This window comes from Neisseria weixii (genome assembly GCF_042658245.1).
Taxonomy (GTDB): domain Bacteria; phylum Pseudomonadota; class Gammaproteobacteria; order Burkholderiales; family Neisseriaceae; genus Neisseria; species Neisseria weixii.
On the sequence record NZ_JBHSPY010000012.1, the window covers coordinates 21,011 to 42,497 of the forward strand.

The following is a 21,487-nucleotide window of genomic DNA, read 5'->3' on the forward strand; positions in this document are numbered from 1 at the left end:
CAACACCATAAAAACCTTATTTCATTTCAGGAACGCAAATGATTGGCTTGCTTATCATTACTCACGAAACCATAGGTGAAGCCTACCGTGGTTTGACACATCATTTTTTTCCGCAAGGCAGTCCTGAAAACGTCCATATTTTGGGCGCGCAGCCGAACGAAGACCAAGACGACCTGATTAACCGCGCGATTTCCATGATTCAGGAGTTTTCGGAAGATTGTCACGGCGTATTGATTATGACCGATATTTTTGGCGCGACCCCGTGTAACGCCGCCCGCCGCATGGTACGAGAAGGCAAATCCGCGATCCTCACCGGCCTGAATGCGCCGATGATAATTAAAGCCGTGCAATACGCACCGGCTGCCACCGACCTGACTGCGTTTACCGAAACAGTGAAAGAAGCGGCGATTCGCGGCATTTTTGCCATCACGGCGGCACCGGACGATTTGATGTGTAAAAAAGCGGCAGAGGACATCTGAAACTGAGTCAGACTCGCCGCCATGAATGGATTTTTTCAGACGGCCTGAGCCAACAGGCCGTCTGATAGTGTATGAATAAAAAGCAAAATCAGGAAAAACCATGCTCAAGCAAGAAATCGAAATCATCAACAAATTGGGTTTACACGCGCGTGCGTCGAGCAAATTCACCCAAACCGCATCACGCTTTCAAAGCGAAATCTGGGTCAGCAAAAACGGCAGCCGTGTCAACGGCAAAAGCATTATGGGTTTGATGATGCTGGCAGCCGCCAAAGGCAGCGTGATTGAAATTGAAGTTGACGGCAGCGACGAAGCTGCCGCCATGCAGGCTCTGACCGATTTGATCAATGATTACTTCGGCGAAGGCGAATAATATGAGTATTATGCTATACGGCGTGGCGGCGGGCAAAGGTATAGCCATCGGTCATGCGCACTTGGTGTCACGCGGCAGCACCGAAGTGCCGCAGTACGACATCGATCCGGAAAACATCGAAGCGGAAGTGGCACGATTTGATGCGGCGGTGAAAGCCACGCGTAAAGAATTGGAGCAGCTGCGCAACGCCATTCCTGAAAACGCGCCGACCGAATTGGGCGCGTTCATCTCGCTGCATTTGATGCTGCTCACCGATGTGACGCTTTCACGCGAGCCGGTCGATTTGTTGCGCGCGCAAAACATCAATGCTGAATGGGCACTGAAACAGCAAAGCGACAAACTTGCCGCCCAATTTGACGAAATGGAGGATGCCTACCTGCGCGAACGCAAGCAGGATATGCTGCAAGTGGTGCAGCGCATTCACAATCATTTGGTCGGTCAGAGCAACGAATTGAATTTGGCCAATAACCCGTTTGAAGACACCATTCTGATTGCGCATGATCTGTCGCCGGCCGATACTGTTTTGTTTAAAGAACAACACATTACCGCGTTTGTTACCGATGCCGGCGGTCCGACCAGCCACACCGCCATTTTAGGCCGCAGCTTGGATATTCCATCGGTTATTGGTCTGCACAACGCCCGCAAGCTGATTACCGAAAATGAAATCGTCATTGTTGACGGCATCAACGGTATTTTGCTGATTAACCCCGATGACGTGGTGCTGGCGGAATACCGCCGCTTGGAGCGCGAATACCGCAGCCATAAGCGCGAGTTGAACAAACTCAAGAAAACCGCCGCCACCACCGCCGACGGCATCAACATTGAATTGCTCGCCAACATCGAGTCCGCCGAAGACATCAAGGCTTTACACAATATCGGTGCCGACGGTGTAGGCTTGTTCCGCAGCGAATTTCTCTATCTCAACCGCGAAAACATGCCGTCTGAAGACGAGCAATACGAAGTCTATAGCGGGATTGTGAAAAAGCTCAAAGGCAAGAACCTCACCATCCGCACCGTTGATTTGGGCGTGGACAAAAATCCCCGTTGGTTCGGCCAAAACGCCACGCCCAACGGCAGCCTGAATCCCGCATTGGGTTTAACCGGCATCCGCTTGTGCTTGGCCGAGCCGGTGATGTTCCGCACGCAGATGCGCGCGATTTTACGTGCCGCCCAGCACGGCCCCGTGCGCATGATGTGGCCGATGGTTACATCGCTATCCGAAGTGCGCCAATGTCTGATTCACTTGGAGACGGCGCAGAAACAATTGACCGAACGCGGTGAAGCGTTCGGTGAAGTCAGCATCGGCTGCATGATTGAAATTCCGTCTGCGGCGATGACGGTCGGCAGCATTCTGAAAATGGTCGATTTTATTTCCATCGGCACCAATGACTTGATTCAATACGTGTTGTCGGTCGACCGCGGCGACGAGGCCGTCAGCCACCTTTACCAGCCGAGCCATCCGGCAGTGTTGAAAATGATTCAGCACATCATCCGTACCGCCAACCGCATAGACAAAAGTGTCTCCGTGTGCGGCGAAATGGCCGGCGACACAGCCTTCACCCGCGTGCTGCTCGGCATGGGCTTACGCCGTTTTTCCATGAACACCAATAATCTTTTGGATGTGAAAAACATTATTTTGAAAAGCGACACCAATCAGTTGGAATACCCGATTGCCAAATTGATGCGTAACGATGATCCGGAAAAATCGGAAAAGTTGTTGAAAAAATTAAATCAGATTCCGAGCGAAGAATAAAAACAGGCCGAGGCCTTTACAAAACCTTGCTATAATCAAAAAAAGCTTACTTAGGTAACTCAGTAAGCTTTTTTCCAATATTAAATATTCTGTAGTTCTCGATCATTGCCTACTTTTTGAGCCTCTTTCCCCTTTTCAGACAGCAGACACACGAAGCCTATTGGCCGCTTTTGGCAGGTTGATACCAATCGCCTTCAAATGACTTTGTGCAGTGACGTTCAATAAACCAAAATAAGCCGCACGGTGATAGCGGAATTTACGGTGCAGCGTACCGAAGCTCTGTTCCATCACATAGCGCGTTTTCGACAATTGTTTATTTCTTGTTTTATCTTCTTCTGTTAACGGGCGGCCTCGGTGCCTTACGCATAATGCCGTCTGAAAGCCTTTTATGTTGCAGTAAGTGTTTGATTGGCTTTACTGTCATATCCTTTCTCAGGCCGTCTGAAAGGCCAAACGCCGCTGCTGCATTCCGACCAAGGTGTGCTTTACCGCAACGGTGCTTATCGAACGAAACTGGCTGAGAAAGGGATTGTGCAAAGTATGTCGCGCAAAGGCACGCTGGGACAATGCGCCGATGGAGCGTTTTTTTCGATACACTGAAAACGGAGAGCTTCCATCAAGAAGGTACGTTATCGGTGGCAGAATTGACTAGAGTGATAGATGATTACATACATTACTATAATCATAAACGGATTAGTTTGAATTTAAAAAAGCTGAGTCCTGCGGCTTACAGAACCCAGCTTGAAAAGGCTGTTTGAGAAAGATTTTTCACTTGTCCAAGAATTGGGGGCAGTTCATGGATTTCAGACGGCCTTTTGTACAGAATTTTGGTGATTCATGCTTTAAATTCTGCTAAGACACTTTCGTTCCGTCTGAATTTAAAGATGCTACGCCGATTAAGGTGTACTGATATGGGAAGCGCCGCTGTCCAAGGCTTCTTGTTCGCGTACTTCTTCCAAGGCGGCTAATTGTTCGGCCACACCTTGTTCGATTTTAGCTAAGCTGGCGAATTTGGCTTCGTGATAGGCTTCTTCCAGTGCATACATAAAGCCGACTTCATCAGTACCGCCGTGGCTTTTGATAACCACACCGCGCAAGCCTAAAAAAATCGCGCCGTTGAATTTACGCGGATCGAGCTTGGCTTTCATGCCTTTGAGTGCTGGCAGGGCAGTAATGGCCGCCAGTTTATTAAACACATTGCGGCTGAATTCCTGCTTGATTTCGCCGCTCATGAATTTCACTGCGCCTTCAATGGTTTTCAGCATAATGTTGCCGACAAAACCATCGGCCACGACCACATCTACTTGATCGTTGAATACACCGTTTCCTTCAATATTGCCGATAAAATTCAATTTACTGTTTTTGAGCAGCTTAAAGGTTTGCTTGACTGTTTCCGTACCTTTGATGTCTTCTGTGCCGACATTGAGTAAACCGACGCGCGGTTGGCCTTTCTCCGGATACATGGCCTGCACCAATTCGCTGCCAATCACGGCAAATTGGGTAAGCTGGTCGGCGCTACAATCTACGTTGGCACCCAAATCCAGCATCAGTGTGAAATGGTTGGTATTGCTGGAAGGCATAAATTTGGCGATGGCAGGGCGCTCAATACCGGGTATGGTTTTGAGCACGAAGCGGGCAGTTGCCATCAGTGCGCCGGTGTTGCCGGCAGATACGGCAGCTTGTGCGTTGCCTTCTTTTACTTGATTGATGGCTACGCGCATGGATGAATCTTTTTTGTTTTTCAGTGCCAGTTGTGGCGCTTCATCCATTTCAACCACTTGACTGGCTGGGATGATGCTGATGCGATCCATTGGTGCATTGGCAGATTTTAATGCTTGCTGAAGGCCAACTTCATCGCCGACCATCATTAAATGCACATTGGACTGCTTTTTCAAAAAAGCAATGGCACCTGGTACGGTAACCGTTAAGCCGGCGTCACCGCCCATGGCATCTACGGCTAATGTAATCATGTTGTTCTCCGTTTTGTGTTTCAGACGGCTTGATTGGGGGTGAGACTGTCTGAAAACAGAAATGTCGTGAATAAGCGACATTTCTTAAGAAAGGATTGTGCTGTTTGATATAATTGTATTTGGCAGCAATTTATCGAAATATCAACCGCGGTTTTGTACGGCCAATTGGTTATGCTCGTCGATATCTAGCGCATCCCATGGGTAGTTGATCCACCAGTCTTCTACGGTAATACCGCTGAAGTAAGGGATATTTTCCGGTAGTTTGCCGACTTTGGTTTTGATTTTTTCATGCAACACGGCCACACCGATGGTGTTGAAATCTTCTTTCTGCAATTCGGTCAGGCAAAATTCCATGGTTACGCGGCTGTCGTCCACTTCGTCAACAACCAACACATTTTTGCCTTTTAAGGCTTCCGGCAAAGGGTCGAACCATTGCACTTTTTTCACTTCTTCGGTCACTTGGCCTTGGTTGTCGCTGTCGTAATAGGCAGTGGTGACGGCGTAAATCGGGATTTCCAAAAAGCAGCGCAACATACGGGCAGGAATAAAGCCGCCGCCGCCGATGGCAATCATGGCATCGTATTTAACGCCGGAATTTTGGATTTTTTCAGCTAAGCCTTTGATCACGCGATGAATATCATCGTATGTATACCAGATTTTCTGAGTCATTTTAACGTCCCGATAGAGAAAATGTGACGAATAAACGGCGGTTTGCGTTTTAGCGTTACCGCCATCCATATCAGAGATGTAACGTAAAAAAGCCAGCATTGCAGGGCAATATTCTGGCTTTTTCAGTCAGTCGAATAAATTATTCGCCTTTGGCTTTAACTACTTTGCGACCACGGTACATTCCGTTAGGTGAAATGTGGTGTGGGCGGTGTACTTCGCCGGTGTTGCTGTCAACAGACAGGGCAGGTGCGGTCAATGCATCGTGTGAACGGTGCATACCGCGTTTAGAAGGGGATTTTTTATTTTGTTGAACGGCCATTTCAAGCTCCTAGATAAATAATACTGTGTCCTAATTAACTGTTTTTCAAACATTTTAAAACAGCGAAAGGGTTGGGTTTGTCCTGATTGACGTGTTCCAGAGAGACATTGCTACAGTCTTCGTGACGCGGTGAAAATGGTAAAGCCATCAGGATTTGGTCTTCAACCAGTTCTCTAATATCAAGCGATTTGGTGATCAGCATGCCTTCTAATTCCTCATCGGAAAGCATGGCATCATCCAAATGCTCGTCATCGGCAAACAAAACAATACGGCTGGTCTCGTTGAGTTCGAACGGCATAGGCTTCACGCAGCGCTGGCAAAACAGCGGCATATCGGCGCTTACCGTCAAGTCAAGAAACAGTCGCTGCAGGCGGTCGCGTCCGCCTTGCAGCGTAAACCAAACTTTGGTTTGCTTGTCAGCCGGATATTCGTGCGACCAAACACGTTCGTCCAACTCATTGAGCAGGAAACTGCCTCGCAGATGCTGCTTTTCGGCGGCGAAAACTTCTGGGTCAATCAAATTAGGGTCTAACATAAACGGGGTATGATATAATTTCGGCAGTCTAACGTCAATATTTTTAAGCAAAAATGAGTGAAAAATTGCCATTAATTTTAGGGTCGAGATCGGTATTCCGTCGTGAGCAGTTGGTGCGATTGGGTTTGGTTTTTCAGACGGCCTCCCCGGATATTGATGAAACACCGATCGAAGGGGAGCACGCGCAAAGCACCGCCTTACGGTTGGCCGCAGGCAAAGCGCGCTCGTTGGTGGCGCAATTTCCGAACGCGCTGATTATCGGTGCCGACCAGGTAGCCTGGTGCAATCAGTGTCAATTGGGCAAACCGATGAACGTGGCGAATGCACAACAAATGCTGACCGCACTCAGCGGTAAGCACATAGAATTTTACAGCGCAATCGTGCTTTTGAACACCGTTTCCGGCCGTATGCAGCAGCACGTCGACCACACAGTCGTTACCATGCGCGAATTAACCGAGATGCAAATCCGCCGTTATCTTGAGCGGGAACCCGATGCCGTGTATTGCGCAGGTGCGGCCAAAAGCGAAGGTTTGGGCGCGGCTTTGTTGGCAAAAATCGACAGCACCGATCCTAATGCGCTCATCGGTCTGCCGATTTTCCGCCTGATTGATTTTTTAAACAATGAAGGGGTGGAAGTGTTGTAAAGCTGTCTGAAAAGATGATGAAGCCATCTGAAAAATTCAGGCGGCCTGTTTGAATAGAAAGTAAATCATGTCCCCCGTTTTATACCTGATTCCTACCCCCTTAGGCGCACCGGATACACCGTGTTTGCTGCCGCAAGAGCAAGCGCAGATTATCGGCCTGACCGATTTTGTCGTGGAAGCGGAGAAAACCGCGCGCGCGCATTTGAAACATTTAGGTGTAACCACGCCTATCCGTGAGCTGAACCTGCAAACCCTCAACGAACACACAGATTTGAAAACGCTGCCCGAGCTGCTCAAACCCTTACAGGAAGGCCGCAGTATGGGCGTTGTCAGCGAAGCCGGTTGCCCGGCAGTGGCGGATCCGGGCGCGAACTTGGTGGCATTGGCGCATAAACACGGCTTTGAGGTACGGCCGCTGATTGGGCCGTCGAGCTTATTATTGGCCTTGATGGCTTCGGGGGCAAACGGGCAAAATTTTGCTTTTAAAGGCTATCTGCCGTCTGAAAAAAGCGAGCGCATTGAAGCCTTGAAAGCCTTAGAAAAACGCAGCCGCAGCCAAAACGAAACCCAGCTTTTCATCGAAACTCCATACCGCAATGATGCCTTACTCGGCGATATACTAGATAACCTGCATGCCGAAACACGCCTGTGTATCGCTTGCGATTTAACCCTGCCGACACAAACCATCATTAGCAAAACGGTAGCTGATTGGAAAAAAATGGGCGAATTACCAAATTTGAAAAAGCGGCCAACGATATTTGTGTTGCATGCGGGACAGGCCGTCTGAAAGCTTGTATTGGTTGTGATGTTTTCAGACGGGGCGGGACCTTTGCAAAACCCTGGATTTGAGTGTGGCTTAAAGTGGTAGCAGCACATAAAGCGAAGACATATCATGAAGATAGGTAAGATTTTGAGCAGCACACAACAAAGAAATGTACCAAAATAGGGATTTTACAAAGGTCTCGGCCTAAGACTTCAGAAACAGGATAAGGAATGCTTAATATGAGAACAAGAAATTATTTGTGTATTCTGCTGCTGGGCTCTGCTTCATTTGCCCATGCTGCCGATCATTTAATTTTCTTCTGCACCAATGCGCAGGGCAAGCAAGTGCGCGTGACCGAGCAGGACGGGAAATTCCGTTATCAGTTTGGTAAACCTAAGCGTGCGGAATTGGTGTTTGAAAACGATAGGCAGGAAGCAATTGACCGTTCGCCGCGTTGGGGCGGTATCGGGCGTGATTTGTGGACGAATTTGGTGCTGCAAAACGGTGATTACCAATATATGCTGTTTTCGTCGATGGGACAGATTGTCGCCGCGTCATGATACGGCTTACGGGGTAACAGTGCATCGGTTGGTAAACGGTGAGGAGCAGTATGTGACACAGGTCAAATGCAGTAAGAAGCGTAAAATCGTGGTGAATTTTCCGGAAGAGGTATTTTAACCGACATTTGATTTTGGGTGAATTATACAAAAAAGGCCGTCTGAAAAATTGTTTTCAGACGGCCTTTGGTTTATTTCACATTAAGAAATCACTTCGCCTTGGGTGCGTTGCTTTTCAATGCTTTTGTTGATGTACCATTGTTGGGCGATGGTCAGCAAGTTGTTGACTACCCAGTACAGCACCAAACCGGAAGGGAAGAAGAAGAACATCACCGAGAAAATCAACGGCATGATCTTCATCATTTTGGCCTGCATAGGGTCGGTTGGCGGCGGGTTCAAATAGGTTTGGATGAACATGGTCGCGGTCATAATCAGCGGCAGGATAAACCAAGGGTCAGGACGGCTCAGGTCTTGAATCCAGCCCAGCCATGGTGCTTGGCGCAATTCTACCGAAGCAAACAACGCCCAATACAAACCGATGAACACGGGAATTTGCAACAGCATAGGCAGGCAGCCGCCCAGCGGGTTGATTTTCTCGTCTTTATACATCTGCATCATGGCTTGTTGCTGCGCCATGCGGTCGTCGCCGTATTTGTCTTTAATTGCTTGCAGCTTAGGCGCAACGGCGCGCATTTTCGCCATCGAGCGGTAAGAGGCGTTGGTCAGCGGATACAGCACAGCTTTGACGATGATGGTCAAGGCAACAATCGCCCACCCCCAGTTGCCAATCACGTCGTGCAGCTTGTTCAGCAGCCAGAATAGCGGTGAGGCGAACCAATGCACTTTGCCGTAGTCTTTGGCTAATTGCAGGTTGTCGGCTACTTGTACCAAAGTATCGGTAGTTTGCGGGCCGGCATACAGGTTCATCACGGCTTGGCTGGTGCCGTTGGCCGGAATTGTGGCTAAAGGCACGCTCACGCCGGCGCTGTAAAGATTGTCGTTACGGCGTTTCAGGTCGATTGTACAGTTGCCTTGGGCGCAGACGGTTTGGCCGCCTTTCGGTTGCAAAATCCAAGTGGCCATGAAGTGATGCTCAATCATACCCAGCCAGCCGGTTTTGGTTTGACGGGCGTATTCGGCTTCGTTTTTGCCGGATTTGGCATCGTCATCCAAGTCTGAAAAATCGACCTTTTGGAACTTCTCTTCAGGGGTGTATACCACTGGGCCGACATAAGAATGGGTGAAGTAGCCTTGGCCTTCCGGTTCGCTGCTGTCGCGCACGACATTGTAGTTGGCCGACAGATTGACCGGATGGCCGGTGCTGTTGGTAACGTCAAAGCGTACGTTTACCACGTAACTGTCTTTAGTGAAGGTGTACACTTTATCGACTTTCAGGCCATTGGTTTCCGGCGCGCTCAGACGTACTTCGACCTTGCCGCCGTTGAGCGTGTAGTCTTTTTGTGCGGCGGTAAAGCTGACACCTTTTAAGATATTATTGCCTTGCGCATCCAGCAGTTCGGACTGGGCAACGTAAGTGTATTCTTTGCTGTCGTTAAACAAAACGAAGTTTTTGCTTTCGTCACCGGTGGCTTGGTATTTCAACAAAGTCATTTGTCGCAAATCACCGCTTTTTTCATCGATTACAGCTTTCACGGTATCGGTGGTTACGGTAATCGGTGTGGCGGCGGTAAGCGCGGCTTCATTTTGGGCAACGGCTGCTTGCTGTTGCTGCTGGGCGGCTTGTTGTGCCGGTGTCGGTTTTGGTGATGGGAACAGTTTTTCCCAGCCCATCAAAATCAACAAGGCGATGGCAAAAAATGCCATAAGTCTTTTGAAATCCATAAAAATTCCCGGAATTGCTGGATAGGTAAGTTAAAGTGCTGAATATTGCTTCAGACGGCATTATATAGAAATCACTGAGAAATAAAAGGAAATCATGCCGATAAGCGATGATTTTCATGAAGATCGGTATGAGGAGAATCCCATATTTTCAGACGGCATCTATATAATGAGCGGTAAAACGGGAAGTAAAGTGAAAGAAAGAGAATCCCGTTTTATGTTGATGCTTAAGGCACGGGGTCGCGGCCGGAGCCGCCGAAAGGGTGGCAGCGGGCGATGCGTTTAAATGCCAACCAGCCGCCTTTAAGGGCGCCATGTTTCTGCACCGCTTCCACAGCATATTGCGAACAAGTCGGCGTGAAGCGGCACCGCGGTGGAATGAGCGGGCTGATGGCATATTGGTAAAACCGAATCAGCAGCAGCATCATTTTAGCCAAAGGCGAGTTCATCGGCGTTTCCGAATCATGAGTTGGGCGAGCTGGTCGCGGGCTTCGGGCGCATTGTCGCGCGTAAACAGGCGCCGGACCTGCACCACATAATCATGCGGCGGCAGTTGGCTGCGGTGACGGCGGAACCAATCGCGGATCACACGTTTCATGTAATTGCGTTTGTTGGCGCGTTTGGCGGTTTTCTTGCTGACCACCAAACCTAAGCGCGCATGACCCAAGCCGTTGTCACCGGATTGCGAAACATGCAGCAAATCGCGGCTTTTGCAGTTTCTCAACGCAAAAACGGATGAATAATCATCCGTTTTTAATAAGCGATACTGCTTGCCGAAACCGTAATTCAAGATTAAACAGCCAAGCGTTTGCGGCCTTTGGCGCGACGGGCAGCCAATACTGCGCGACCACCGCGGGTTTTAGAGCGAACCAAGAAACCGTGGGTGCGTTTGCGTTTGGTAACGGAAGGTTGATAAGTGCGTTTCATGTCTTTTCCTAAAAAATCGGTAGAATTAAACTGTGAATTACACCCCAATTTCAAGCTTTTGTCAATCAATATGGCGACTTCGTTTATTCGGGAGGCTGGAATGTGTTGGATTTAACATTCATTAGAAGTAAAGCCGGATTAGGGATATGTACGGTTAGTGCGATGAAGAAGGATAAAGCAGCCGATTGTGGATAAAAATTTGATGCGGTTGTGGATAAAATTCAGTATAATCGTTCAATCTGTATATGCTTACATAGATTTCAGGCCGTCTGAAAACAGTGTATTATCAAGCTGTTCCCTTTCTTTCAGACGGCCTTTGCTGTTTTCTGCACCTTTGTTTTCCCCAACTGTTTCACGATTTGAGCCATTCCATGACCTTAGCTGAATTTTGGCCGCAGTGCCTTTTGAGTCTGAATCTGACCTTACCCGCGCAACAATTCCAGCAATGGATTGCACCGTTGACCGTGGGCGAGGAAGGTGGGGTGTGGGTGGTGTATGGCAAAAACCAGTTTGCCGTCAATATGTTGAAAAACCAGTTTGCTGCCAAGATTGATGCCGTTCGTGCGCAATTGGTGCCGGAACAGGTTCCGCTGGTGTTTAAAGTCGGCGTAGGGCAGAGTTACATCATGGCGGCGCAGCACGATGCGCCTGCAGCAGAGAATCAAGCGGCGGAAGTGGCGGAAATTCCGGTACGGCAAGAAGTCAGCGCTGAAGCTGTTGAAGCGAATTTAGCCATGCTGTCTGAACAGGCTGTCAAGCCGACACCGAAAAAATCCGCTGCCGATATTTTAGCCGAACGTTTGAAAACTCTGCCGGAAAACAAAGCAATGCCAGAAGCAGCAGAAGACAAACCCGCGCCCGGCAAAATTAAGCAGGAAGTGCAGCGTGATGCAGAAGAAGCGCGTTATCAGACAACTAATTTATCGGCGGATTACACGTTTGATACTTTGGTGGAAGGTAAGGGCAACCGAATTGCCGCCGCCGCCGCGCAATCAATTGCGGAAAATCCGGGCCAAAGCTACAACCCGTTTTTCCTATACGGCAGCACCGGTTTGGGTAAAACCCACTTGGTGCAGGCCATCGGCAACGAATTGCTGAAAAACAAGCCCGATGCCAAAGTGCGCTACATGCATTCCGATGACTACATCCGCAGCTTTATGAATGCTGTGCGCTCGAATAGTTATGATGTGTTCAAGCAGCAATACAAGCAATACGATTTGCTGATTATCGACGATATTCAGTTCATAAAAGGCAAAGACCGAACGATGGAAGAGTTCTTCTATCTGTATAACCATTTTCATAATGAAAAGAAACAGTTAATCTTAACCTGCGACGTTTTGCCCGCCAAAATCGAAGACATGGATGACCGCCTGAAGTCGCGTTTCTCATGGGGTTTGACGCTGGAGCTCGAACCGCCCGAATTGGAAATGCGCGTGGCGATTTTGCAGAAAAAAGCCGAATCTGCCGGCGTAAACTTGACCGAAGAAGCGGCGTTTTTCATCGCCAACCTAATCCGTTCCAACGTGCGCGAGTTGGAAGGCGCGTTCAACCGCGTCAGCGCCAGCAGCCGCTTTATGAACAAGCCGATTGACATTGATTTGGCGCGCGACGCGTTGCAAGACATCATTGCTGTACGCCATAAAGTGATTACCGCCGATTTGATTATTGATGCCACTGCCAAATATTACCGCATCAAAATCAGCGACATTCTGGGTAAAAAACGCACGCGCAACATTGCCCGTCCGCGCCAAGTGGCGATGAGTCTGACCAAAGAACTCACCAACTTAAGCCTGCCGTCTATCGGCGATGCTTTCGGTGGGCGCGATCACACCACTGTAATGCACGGCGTGAAGGCGGTCGCGAAACTGCGCGAAGAGGATCCCGAGCTGGCGCAGGATTATGAGAAGCTGCTGATTATGATCCAGAACTGATGTTCAGGCTGCCCATAAAGGCTTTGAACCTCAGCTGAAACCGAAATAGCTGTAATGCATTTTTTCAGACGGCCTGATTAATAGTAGGCCGTCTGAAACCGAAAACCAACAAAATCCAAACAAAATCCAAAGGACTTTCCCCATGCTTATTTTGCAAGCCGACCGCGACAGCATTCTCAAGCCGCTGCAAGCCGTTACCGGTATTGTGGAACGCCGCCATACCTTGCCGATTCTGTCTAATGTGTTAATCGAAAGCAGCAACGGCCAAACCAATATCTTGGCGACCGACTTGGAAATCCAAATCAACACCCACGGGCCCGAAAGCCAGGCGGGTGATTTCCGCCTCACCACCAATGCCAAAAAATTCCAAGACATTCTGCGCGCGCTGCCGGATAGCGCCATTGTGTCGCTGGATTGGGCGGATAACCGCCTGACCTTGAAAGCAGGCAAATCACGTTTCGCGCTGCAAACTCTGCCGGCGGAAGACTTTCCGTTGATGAGTGTGGGCGAAGACGTGAGCGCGGCTTTTTCACTGACGCAGGAAACCTTTAAAAACATGCTCTCGCAAGTGCAATACAGCATGGCGGTGCAAGATATCCGCTATTATCTCAACGGCTTGCTGATGCAGGTAGAAGGCAACCAATTGCGCTTGGTGGCGACCGACGGCCACCGCTTGGCGTATTCCGCCACCACCATTGAAGCCGAATTGCCGAAAGCCGAAGTGATTCTGCCGCGCAAAACCGTGTTGGAACTGTTTAAGCTCTTAAATCATCCGGGCGAAGCCATCAGCGTGGAATTGTTGAATAACCAAGTGCGTTTCCGCTGCAACGATACCGTGATTGTGAGCAAAGTCATCGACGGTAAATTCCCCGATTTCAACCGTGTGATTCCGTTAGACAACGATAAAATTTTCTTGGTATCGCGCAGCGAATTGCTAAGTGCATTGGAGCGTGCCTCGATTCTGGCCAATGAAAAATTCCGTGGTGCGCGTTTGTTCTTGCAACCGGGGCTGCTGAGCGTGGTGTGTTCCAATAACGAGCAGGAAGAAGCGCGTGAGGAATTGGAAATCGCTTATCAAGGCGGTGAATTGGAAGTGGGTTTCAACATCGGCTATTTGATGGACGTGTTGCGCAACATCCATTCGGATGATATGCAGCTTGCTTTCGGCGATGCCAACCGCTCGACCTTGTTCACCATGCCGAACAACCCCGATTTCAAATATATTGTGATGCCGATGCGTATCTGATGAAAATATATCCGTAAAGCCGTCTGAAATTGTTTTCAGACGGCATTTTTTATGGAATATTTGCATGCATAAAAGCTGAAATACTCAACAAAATCAGGTATAATGACATGTTATTTGCCGTTGCGTTACGGGTTTGGCCGGTATCGATTTCCGCCATGCCGAAGCGCACTTGAAAAAGTATTCAGACGGCCTGTTTTCTATTTAGTTTCAAAAAGATAAAGATTATGACCGACCAAAAACACGAAGAATACGGCGCAGACAGTATCCAAGTCTTAGAAGGCTTGGAAGCGGTGCGCAAACGCCCGGGTATGTACATCGGCGATACGCAGGACGGCAGCGGCCTGCACCACATGGTATTTGAAGTGCTCGACAATGCGATCGACGAAGCCTTGGCCGGTCATTGCGACAAAATCACCGTCACCATTCACGCCGACAATTCCGTCAGTGTGTCCGATAATGGCCGCGGCATGCCGACCGGCATCCACCCGAAAGAAGGCCGCTCGGCAGCCGAAGTGATCATGACCGTGTTGCACGCGGGCGGTAAGTTTGACAACAACAGCTACAAAATCTCCGGCGGCCTGCACGGCGTGGGGGTGTCGGTGGTCAATGCCTTGTCTGATTGGGTGACCTTAATCATCTACCGCGACGGTAAAGAGCATTTTGTGAAATTTGTAAACGGCGCGGCGGAAAAACCGTTGGCCGAATTGGGGGCATCGGATAAAAAAGGCACCATCGTGCGTTTCCGTGCCAGTGAAGAGACCTTCGGCAATGTCGAATACAGTTTTGATATTTTGGCCAAACGCATCCGCGAATTGTCGTTCCTGAATAACGGCGTGGACATCGAATTGACCGATGAGCGCGACGGTAAACACGAAAGCTTTGCCTTGAGTGGCGGTGTGGCCGGTTTCGTGCAATATATGAACCGCAAAAAAACGCCGCTGCATGAAAAAATCTTTTATGCCACCGGCGAAAAAGACGGCATGAGCGTGGAATGCGCCATGCAGTGGAATGACAGCTACCAAGAATCGGTGCAATGTTTCACCAACAATATTCCGCAACGCGACGGCGGCACCCATTTGGCGGCTTTGCGCGGCGTGATGACGCGTACTTTGAATGCCTATATCGAAGCTAATGAAGTGGCAAAAAAAGCCAAAGTCGAAACCGCCGGTGACGACATGCGCGAAGGCTTGACCTGCGTGTTGTCGGTAAAGCTGCCTGACCCGAAATTCTCATCGCAAACCAAAGACAAGCTGGTGTCGGGTGAAATCGGGCCGGTGGTGAACGAAGTCATCAACCAGGCTTTGACCGAATTCTTGGAAGAAAACCCGAACGAAGCCAAAATCATCACCGGAAAAATCGTCGATGCCGCACGCGCACGCGAAGCTGCCCGCAAAGCCCGTGAAATCACCCGCCGCAAAGGCGTGATGGACGGTTTGGGTTTGCCGGGCAAGCTGGCGGACTGTCAGGAAAAAGATCCGGCCTTGTCAGAACTGTATCTGGTCGAGGGGGATTCCGCCGGCGGCTCGGCCAAGCAAGGCCGTGACCGCAAATTCCAAGCGATTTTGCCGTTAAAAGGTAAAATTCTTAACGTGGAAAAAGCGCGTTTTGAAAAAATGCTGGCCAGCCAAGAAGTGGCGACGCTGATTACTGCGTTGGGCGCGGGTATCGGCAAGGAAGAATTCAATCCGGAAAAACTGCGTTACCACCGCATCATCATCATGACCGATGCCGACGTCGATGGTGCACACATCCGTACACTGTTGCTGACCTTCTTCTACCGCCAAATGCCGGAATTGGTCGAGCGCGGCTATATCTATATTGCTCAGCCGCCTTTGTATAAAGCCAAATACGGTAAGCAAGAGCGTTATTTGAAAGACGAATTTGAAAAAGACCAATGGTTGTTGGGTTTGGCTGTAGATAAAGCCAAATTGGTTTCAGGCGGCCGCACCATCGAAGGCGAAGAATTGGCGCAAATCGCCAAGCAATTCTTGTTGGCCAAAGCCGTGATCGAGCAAGAAAGCCGCGTGATTGACAGCTTGGTACTCAATGCCATGCTCTATGCCAAGCCGGTGGATTTATCGACGGCGGAAAGCACCGATAAAGCCATTGCTGAGTTGGGCGGTCTGCTCAAAAATCAGGAAATTGCGTTGCAACGCATTGAAGGCCATCAAGAAGGCAGCCATTTCATCAAGATTACCCGTCAGTTGCACGGCAATGTTGCCATCAGCTACATCGAGCCGAAATTCTTGAGCAGCAAATCTTATCAAACCATCGTGCAAACTGCGGAAATGTTGGATGGTTTGGTCGGTGAAGAAGCAGTATTGCTGAAAGGCGAGAATGAGCAACCGGTTACTAGTTTTGAAGAAGCCTTGAATATCTTGATGAGTGCCGCGCAAAAAGGCATGAGCATTCAGCGATACAAAGGCTTGGGCGAGATGAATCCCGAGCAATTGTGGGAAACCACGATGGATCCGAACGTGCGCCGTTTGCTGAAAGTGCGCATTGAAGATGCCATTGCGGCGGATGAAGTGTTCGTGACCTTGATGGGCGATGAAGTCGAGCCGCGCCGCGCGTTTATCGAAAACAATGCCTTGATTGCGCAAAATATTGATGCTTAATTGATTTAATGTATCCAAATGCCGTCTGAAACACAATTTCAGACGGCATTTTGTATGTTATTGGCGGCATCGCATTCAACCGGTAAAAATGTAATTATTGCGTTAAATTTTAAGAGCCGATAGGTTGTCTGAATCCATTCATAACGTGGGGTATGATAATCAGTATGAGATTAAATATTTGTATTTAAAATAGAATAAAAGTTTATTTGGATGATTATCCTATTTATTTGATTTAATTTTTCGTAAAAATGCTGCTGTTGGCTGTGCTTTGTGTCACACTGTATGGGTCATGATAGACGATAGTTCCGGCTGAATATCAAGAGGTTAAAGCTGTTGTAAGATTAAAATTTAAATAGAAAATAATAATCTATCCTATAGTTTTAATAGCTAAATTATTCATGTATAGTCTGTATCATCGTAACAAACAGCAACGGGCGGCAGTCATCTCCGACCATGATAATAAAAGTCATCAAAGCAGCTTAAACTGAGCCTGCTTTAAAAGATTTCCATTCAATAACGTAATACCAAGGAGCAAAACCATGAATAAATGCCCTGTAAACCATTTGACTATGAGCAACGGTGCGCCGGTAGCCGACAATCAAAACAGTCTGACCGCAGGGCCGCGCGGTCCGTTGCTGGTACAGGATTTGTGGCTGAATGAAAAATTGGCCGACTTTGTACGCGAAGTCATCCCTGAGCGCCGTATGCATGCCAAGGGTAGCGGTGCATTCGGCACCTTTACTGTGACCAATGATATCACCCGATATACCCGTGCCTCTATTTTTAGCGAAGTTGGCAAGAAAACTGAAATGTTTGCCCGTTTTACCACCGTTGCCGGTGAGCGTGGCGCGGCCGACGCCGAGCGCGATATTCGTGGTTTTGCTTTAAAATTCTATACGGATGAAGGCAACTGGGATATGGTGGGCAACAATACGCCGGTATTCTTTTTGCGCGACCCACGCAAATTTCCAGATTTGAACAAGGCGGTTAAGCGTGACCCGCGCACCAATATGCGTTCTGCCACCAACAATTGGGATTTTTGGACTTTATTGCCGGAAGCTTTCCACCAAGTAACCATCGTGATGTCGGATCGCGGTATTCCTAAATCGTATCGTCATATGCATGGTTTTGGTTCGCATACTTACAGCTTCTGGAACAAAGCCGGCGAGCGTTTCTGGGTGAAATTCCACTTCCGTACCCAACAAGGTATTGAAAATCTGACCGATGAAGAAGCGGAAAAAATAATTGGCCAAGACCGTGAAAGCCATCAACGCGACCTGTATGAAGCGATTGAACGTGGCGAATTCCCGAAATGGAAAATGTATGTGCAAATCATGCCGGAAGCCGAAGCGGAAAAAGTGCCGTACCATCCGTTTGACTTGACTAAAGTATGGCCGAAAGGTGATTACCCGCTGATTGAAGTAGGTGAGTTTGAGCTGAATAAAAACCCTGAAAACTTCTTTGCTGATGTAGAACAATCCGCGTTTGCGCCAAGCAACTTGGTTCCGGGCATTGGTGTTTCTCCAGACAAAATGTTGCAAGCACGTTTGGTTAACTATGCGGATGCACAACGCTACCGTTTGGGCGTCAACCGTAATCAAATTCCGGTGAACGCACCGCGTTGTCCGGTACACAGCAATGCCCGTGACGGTTTGACCCGCGTGGACGGCAATTACGGCAGCTTGAAACACTACGAACCAAACAGCTTTGGTGTATGGCAAGAGCAACCTGATTTTGCCGAACCGCCTTTGAAAATTAATGGCGATGCCGACCACTGGAATTTCCGTGAAGATGATGCGGATTATTTCAGCCAGCCACGTGCGCTGTTTAACTTGATGAGTGATGTTCAAAAACAAGCCTTGTTCAGCAACACTGCCGCGGCTATGGGCGATGCGGAGGATTTCATCAAACACCGCCACATCCGCAACTGCTTTATGTGTGACCCTGCTTACGGCGAAGGCGTTGCCAAAGCTTTGGGCATGACCGTTGCCGAGGCACAAGCCGCCCGCGCGACCGACCCTGCGTTGGGTCAGCCGGGTTTGCTGTAATGTGGCTGGAAATCAGCGAGTGGATTATTCACTCAAAGCATGATTAAGTTTGATATGAGTAAAGGCCGTCTGAATGTTCAGACGGCCTTTTGTTTTATAGAACAATTTTGATTAAATTATTTCTCGACATAAATCTAAAACCAATAAACCAATCCTAGTTACTCAATCTGTGCGTCAGCGATTTTGTGTGTTTTTAAAATATCTTTAAATTCGCCAAACGCGCCTAAATTGATTTGAATATTTTGTTTCTCTATATAGATCATAATTTTTTGGTTTTGATGTTAGCAAACAAGCCAGAGACGCCTTTCGCCAATAGGTGTGCCCCAGGCCGAGATCATATTGGAACAACAAATGTTCTGCAACGAAGTGTCCAATCAGCGTCATATCGATATCGACCAAACAATTGGCACGAATTTTATTCGGTGAAGTTTGCTTGAGTGTGATGTTTCTGCTGCCGTTTTTCATCATGCCATTGATTTAAAATAATTTTCTTAGATTTTTATATTGGTTTTAAATAGTTTTCAGGCCGTCTGAAACTTCAGGCGGCCTTGTATTTGAAGGTGAAAAAACGTTCAGACGGCCTCAACCAAATATTTCCATTCGCCGTAGCCTTCTTCATCCATTTTATCCAACGGGATAAAACGCAGACTGGTGCCGTTGATGCAGAAACGCAGGCCGCCTAGTGCTTGCGGGCCATCGGGGAAAACGTGTCCCAAATGCGAATCGGCCGCTTTGCTGCGCACTTCGATGCGATGCATATTGTGGCTTAAGTCTTCCAACATGGTAATGTGTTCAGGCACAATCGGTTTGGCGAAACTGGGCCAACCACAGCCGGAATCGAACTTATCTGCGGAGCTAAACAAAGGTTCGCCGCTGACAATATCGACATAAATACCCGGCTCGAACAGATGGTCGTAAGCGTGGGAAAACGGACGTTCGGTGCCACTTTGTTGGGTGACGTAATATTCCTCGTCGCTCAATTTTGCCCGAATTTCGCTTTCAGACGGCCTGCTGAATACACGCGGGGCGGCATTATCAGCAGATAAGGGTTTATACGCCAAACGAATGTCGATGTGGCAATAGCCGTTGGGGTTTTTGCCCAAGTAATCTTGATGGTAGTCTTCGGCAGGGTAGAAATGCTGTAAAGGCTCGCATTCGACTACAATCGGTGCGGCGTGTTGTTGCTGCTCGGCGGCCAAGGCGGCGCGGATAGCTGCTTCATCGTCCGGCTTGGTATAATAAATGCCGGTGCGGTATTGTTCGCCGACATCGTTGCCTTGACGGTTGAGCAAAGTCGGGTCGATGATGCGGAAATAGTATTGCAATATCTCGGCCAAGCTGATTTTTTCGTCGTCAAACACTACTTTCACCGCTTCGGCATGGCCGGTGTTGTGGTGGCAAACATCTTCGTAAGACGGATTTTCGGTACGGCCGTTGGCGTAGCCCGACACCGCTTCTACGACACCGTGAATGCGGCGGAAATAGGCTTCTACGCCCCAAAAGCAGCCGCCGGCCAGATAAATGGTGTGTGTCATTGTCATTCTCCGTTTGGAATTGAATGGCTTATATATATAAGGGCATTCCCTAAAATTCCTATTCGTTTTACAATTGCGGGCTATTCTTAAATTGGTGCCGAACTCATCAGGCCGTCTGAAAGCTCATGAAAGCTTATTTATTATGTCCATCGCTGACCCCAAACGAATTTTAATCATCAAATTGCGCCATCATGGCGACGTGTTGCTGACCACGCCGGTGGTGGCCGCCATCAAACAGCGTTTTCCCGATTGCGAAGTCGACATGCTGGTGTATCGGGAAACTGCCGACATCATCCGCGACAATCCCGAGATTACACATATTTTCAGCGTGGCCCGCGCGTGGAAAAAGCAAGGTCTGAAGGCGCAAATCAAACATGAAACCGATTTGTTCAAACAGCTTAAAGCGCGTCGTTATGATTGGGCATTTAACCTGTCCGACCAATGGCGCACGGCGTTTATTGCCAAATTTTGCACCGAATGTAGCGCGACTTTGGCTTATGGAAAGCGCGATAATGCGGCATGGCGGTTTTCCCATGATTTTATCAATCCTGATTTGGATGTGAACCATCATGTGATCGAGCGGCATTTGGCGGTGTTGCCGCCACTGATGGCGCGTGAAGATTGCGGCGAAGCGAAAGTGCTGCTCACCATCAGTGATGAAGCGCGGCAAAGTTGGGAGAACAAATTACGCCAACAAGGCTGGCGTGGCGAAGATTATGTGTTGGTGCATCCCGGTTCGCGTTGGTTGTTTAAATGCTGGGAAGACGGTAAAAATGCGGCAGTGGTACAGCTTTTGCTTAATCACGGCTGCCATGTGGTGCTCACCGCCGCGCCTGATGAAACCGAACGCAAAATGCTGGATGAGATTTTAGGCCGTCTGAATATTCCTGCCGGTGTGAAGGTATGGGATATGGGCGGTAAACTCAACCTGCGGGAACTTGCCGCTGCAATCGACGGCGCTCAATTGTTTTTCGGCGTCGATTCCGCACCTATGCACATTGCGGCAGCCTTGGATAAGCTACAAGTTGCTCTGTTCGGCTCGACATGGGTTGGCCGTTGGCGGCCGTATTCGGAACAGGCTGAAGTGGTGTGGGCAGGCGATTTCGGCGAATTACCGCACCCGGAAAGCATTAATACGGATGACAAAGCGCGTTTGCTCGGTGCGATTCCTTTGGAAGTAGTGTGGGAAAAAATCGCGGCAAAATTGGGCTTGCCGCGCTAGCCAGTATTTTGAGAACCAACAGGCCGTCTGAATATTCAGACGGCCTGAGACCTTTGCAAAAC

Annotated in this window: 21 protein-coding genes and 2 pseudogenes; 13 read left to right on the forward strand and 10 right to left on the reverse strand. The window is 48.9% G+C overall.

From position 1 onward, the window contains the following. Positions 1-38 precede the first annotated feature (38 nt). From ACFPVS_RS07400 to ptsP, 3 genes are all read left to right on the forward strand, one after another. Entirely contained in the window at positions 39-479 is a 441-nt protein-coding gene (locus ACFPVS_RS07400; RefSeq protein ID WP_096294607.1) for a PTS sugar transporter subunit IIA, read from the forward strand. A gap of 100 nt (positions 480-579) precedes the next feature. Further along, positions 580-849, forward strand: a complete 270-nt coding sequence (locus ACFPVS_RS07405) for an HPr family phosphocarrier protein (protein WP_096294608.1) — start codon at positions 580-582, stop codon at positions 847-849. Between the two features lies 1 nt (position 850). Then, positions 851-2,602 (forward strand): phosphoenolpyruvate--protein phosphotransferase, encoded by a 1,752-nt coding sequence (gene ptsP / locus ACFPVS_RS07410; RefSeq protein ID WP_096294609.1) that lies wholly within the window; start codon positions 851-853, stop codon positions 2,600-2,602. A 135-nt stretch (positions 2,603-2,737) separates the two neighbouring features. Here the strand turns inward: ptsP and ACFPVS_RS07415 are convergent. Next, a pseudogene (locus ACFPVS_RS07415) lies at positions 2,738-3,036 on the reverse strand (transposase); the annotation flags it as partial. Between ACFPVS_RS07415 and ACFPVS_RS07420 the strand changes: the two are divergent. Continuing rightward, positions 3,011-3,202 carry a hypothetical protein gene (locus ACFPVS_RS07420; RefSeq protein ID WP_123804288.1) on the forward strand — a complete coding sequence of 64 codons (192 nt, stop codon included), beginning with the start codon at positions 3,011-3,013 and terminating at the stop codon, positions 3,200-3,202. The pseudogene ACFPVS_RS07415 and the gene ACFPVS_RS07420 overlap by 26 nt on opposite strands. Next, positions 3,169-3,360 carry an IS3 family transposase gene (locus tag ACFPVS_RS07425; protein ID WP_096294610.1) on the forward strand — a complete coding sequence of 64 codons (192 nt, stop codon included), beginning with the start codon at positions 3,169-3,171 and terminating at the stop codon, positions 3,358-3,360. The genes ACFPVS_RS07420 and ACFPVS_RS07425 overlap by 34 nt, the downstream gene beginning before the upstream one ends. A gap of 138 nt (positions 3,361-3,498) precedes the next feature. Here the strand turns inward: ACFPVS_RS07425 and plsX are convergent, their stop codons facing one another. From plsX to ACFPVS_RS07445, 4 genes are all read right to left on the reverse strand, one after another. Continuing rightward, entirely contained in the window at positions 3,499-4,572 is a 1,074-nt protein-coding gene (plsX, locus tag ACFPVS_RS07430; protein WP_096294611.1) for a phosphate acyltransferase PlsX, read from the reverse strand. Between the two features lie 141 nt (positions 4,573-4,713). Beyond that, the gene (locus tag ACFPVS_RS07435; protein ID WP_123804286.1) at positions 4,714-5,241 is read right to left on the reverse strand and encodes a phosphoribosyltransferase; all 528 of its coding nucleotides are present in this window, start codon (positions 5,239-5,241) and stop codon (positions 4,714-4,716) included. A 139-nt stretch (positions 5,242-5,380) separates the two neighbouring features. Then, the gene (gene rpmF, locus ACFPVS_RS07440) at positions 5,381-5,560 is read right to left on the reverse strand and encodes a 50S ribosomal protein L32 (protein WP_095503301.1); all 180 of its coding nucleotides are present in this window, start codon (positions 5,558-5,560) and stop codon (positions 5,381-5,383) included. Between the two features lie 34 nt (positions 5,561-5,594). Next, positions 5,595-6,095: a YceD family protein gene (locus tag ACFPVS_RS07445; protein ID WP_096296063.1), complete on the reverse strand. Its 501-nt coding sequence runs from the start codon at positions 6,093-6,095 to the stop codon at positions 5,595-5,597. 53 nt (positions 6,096-6,148) lie between these two features. On the opposite strand from ACFPVS_RS07445, the gene ACFPVS_RS07450 reads away from it, so the two are divergent. The 3 genes from ACFPVS_RS07450 (at position 6,149) to ACFPVS_RS07460 (ending at position 8,062) form a co-directional block, all read left to right on the forward strand. Further along, a complete protein-coding gene (locus ACFPVS_RS07450; protein ID WP_096294612.1) occupies positions 6,149-6,739 on the forward strand; it encodes a Maf family protein in 591 nt (196 codons plus the stop codon). Between the two features lie 67 nt (positions 6,740-6,806). Then, the gene (locus tag ACFPVS_RS07455) at positions 6,807-7,526 is read left to right on the forward strand and encodes an SAM-dependent methyltransferase (protein WP_378595537.1); all 720 of its coding nucleotides are present in this window, start codon (positions 6,807-6,809) and stop codon (positions 7,524-7,526) included. Positions 7,527-7,741: 215 nt separating this feature from the next. Continuing rightward, positions 7,742-8,062: a hypothetical protein gene (locus ACFPVS_RS07460; RefSeq protein ID WP_123804283.1), complete on the forward strand. Its 321-nt coding sequence runs from the start codon at positions 7,742-7,744 to the stop codon at positions 8,060-8,062. Positions 8,063-8,260: 198 nt separating this feature from the next. On the opposite strand, the gene yidC is transcribed toward ACFPVS_RS07460, so the two are convergent. The 4 genes from yidC to rpmH all read right to left on the reverse strand — a co-directional run bounded on the left by yidC (position 8,261) and on the right by rpmH (position 10,825). Beyond that, positions 8,261-9,901, reverse strand: a complete 1,641-nt coding sequence (gene yidC, locus ACFPVS_RS07465) for a membrane protein insertase YidC (protein WP_096294614.1) — start codon at positions 9,899-9,901, stop codon at positions 8,261-8,263. 224 nt (positions 9,902-10,125) lie between these two features. Beyond that, positions 10,126-10,347 (reverse strand): membrane protein insertion efficiency factor YidD, encoded by a 222-nt coding sequence (yidD, locus tag ACFPVS_RS07470; protein WP_096294615.1) that lies wholly within the window; start codon positions 10,345-10,347, stop codon positions 10,126-10,128. Further along, the gene (gene rnpA / locus ACFPVS_RS07475) at positions 10,344-10,688 is read right to left on the reverse strand and encodes a ribonuclease P protein component (protein ID WP_096294616.1); all 345 of its coding nucleotides are present in this window, start codon (positions 10,686-10,688) and stop codon (positions 10,344-10,346) included. The genes yidD and rnpA overlap by 4 nt, the downstream gene beginning before the upstream one ends. 2 nt (positions 10,689-10,690) lie before the next feature. Further along, positions 10,691-10,825 (reverse strand): 50S ribosomal protein L34, encoded by a 135-nt coding sequence (rpmH, locus tag ACFPVS_RS07480; RefSeq protein ID WP_002214728.1) that lies wholly within the window; start codon positions 10,823-10,825, stop codon positions 10,691-10,693. A 371-nt stretch (positions 10,826-11,196) separates the two neighbouring features. On the opposite strand from rpmH, the gene dnaA reads away from it, so the two are divergent. The 4 genes from dnaA (at position 11,197) to ACFPVS_RS07500 (ending at position 18,668) form a co-directional block, all read left to right on the forward strand. Then, positions 11,197-12,756: a chromosomal replication initiator protein DnaA gene (dnaA, locus tag ACFPVS_RS07485; protein WP_096294617.1), complete on the forward strand. Its 1,560-nt coding sequence runs from the start codon at positions 11,197-11,199 to the stop codon at positions 12,754-12,756. Between the two features lie 142 nt (positions 12,757-12,898). Continuing rightward, positions 12,899-14,002, forward strand: coding sequence for a DNA polymerase III subunit beta (gene dnaN / locus ACFPVS_RS07490; RefSeq protein WP_096294618.1), 1,104 nt, complete (start codon positions 12,899-12,901; stop codon positions 14,000-14,002). A 224-nt stretch (positions 14,003-14,226) separates the two neighbouring features. Further along, a complete protein-coding gene (gene gyrB, locus ACFPVS_RS07495) occupies positions 14,227-16,620 on the forward strand; it encodes a DNA topoisomerase (ATP-hydrolyzing) subunit B (RefSeq protein ID WP_123804280.1) in 2,394 nt (797 codons plus the stop codon). 539 nt (positions 16,621-17,159) lie between these two features. Then, a complete protein-coding gene (locus ACFPVS_RS07500; protein WP_096294619.1) occupies positions 17,160-18,668 on the forward strand; it encodes a catalase in 1,509 nt (502 codons plus the stop codon). Between the two features lie 572 nt (positions 18,669-19,240). On the opposite strand, the pseudogene msrAB reads toward ACFPVS_RS07500, so the two are convergent. Beyond that, a pseudogene (msrAB, locus tag ACFPVS_RS07505) lies at positions 19,241-20,236 on the reverse strand (bifunctional peptide-methionine (S)-S-oxide reductase MsrA/peptide-methionine (R)-S-oxide reductase MsrB); the annotation flags it as partial. Positions 20,237-20,345: 109 nt separating this feature from the next. On the opposite strand from msrAB, the gene rfaQ reads away from it, so the two are divergent. Then, on the forward strand, positions 20,346-21,425 hold the full coding sequence (rfaQ, locus tag ACFPVS_RS07510) for a putative lipopolysaccharide heptosyltransferase III (protein ID WP_096294620.1): 1,080 nt from the start codon (positions 20,346-20,348) through the stop codon (positions 21,423-21,425). Positions 21,426-21,487 lie beyond the last annotated feature (62 nt).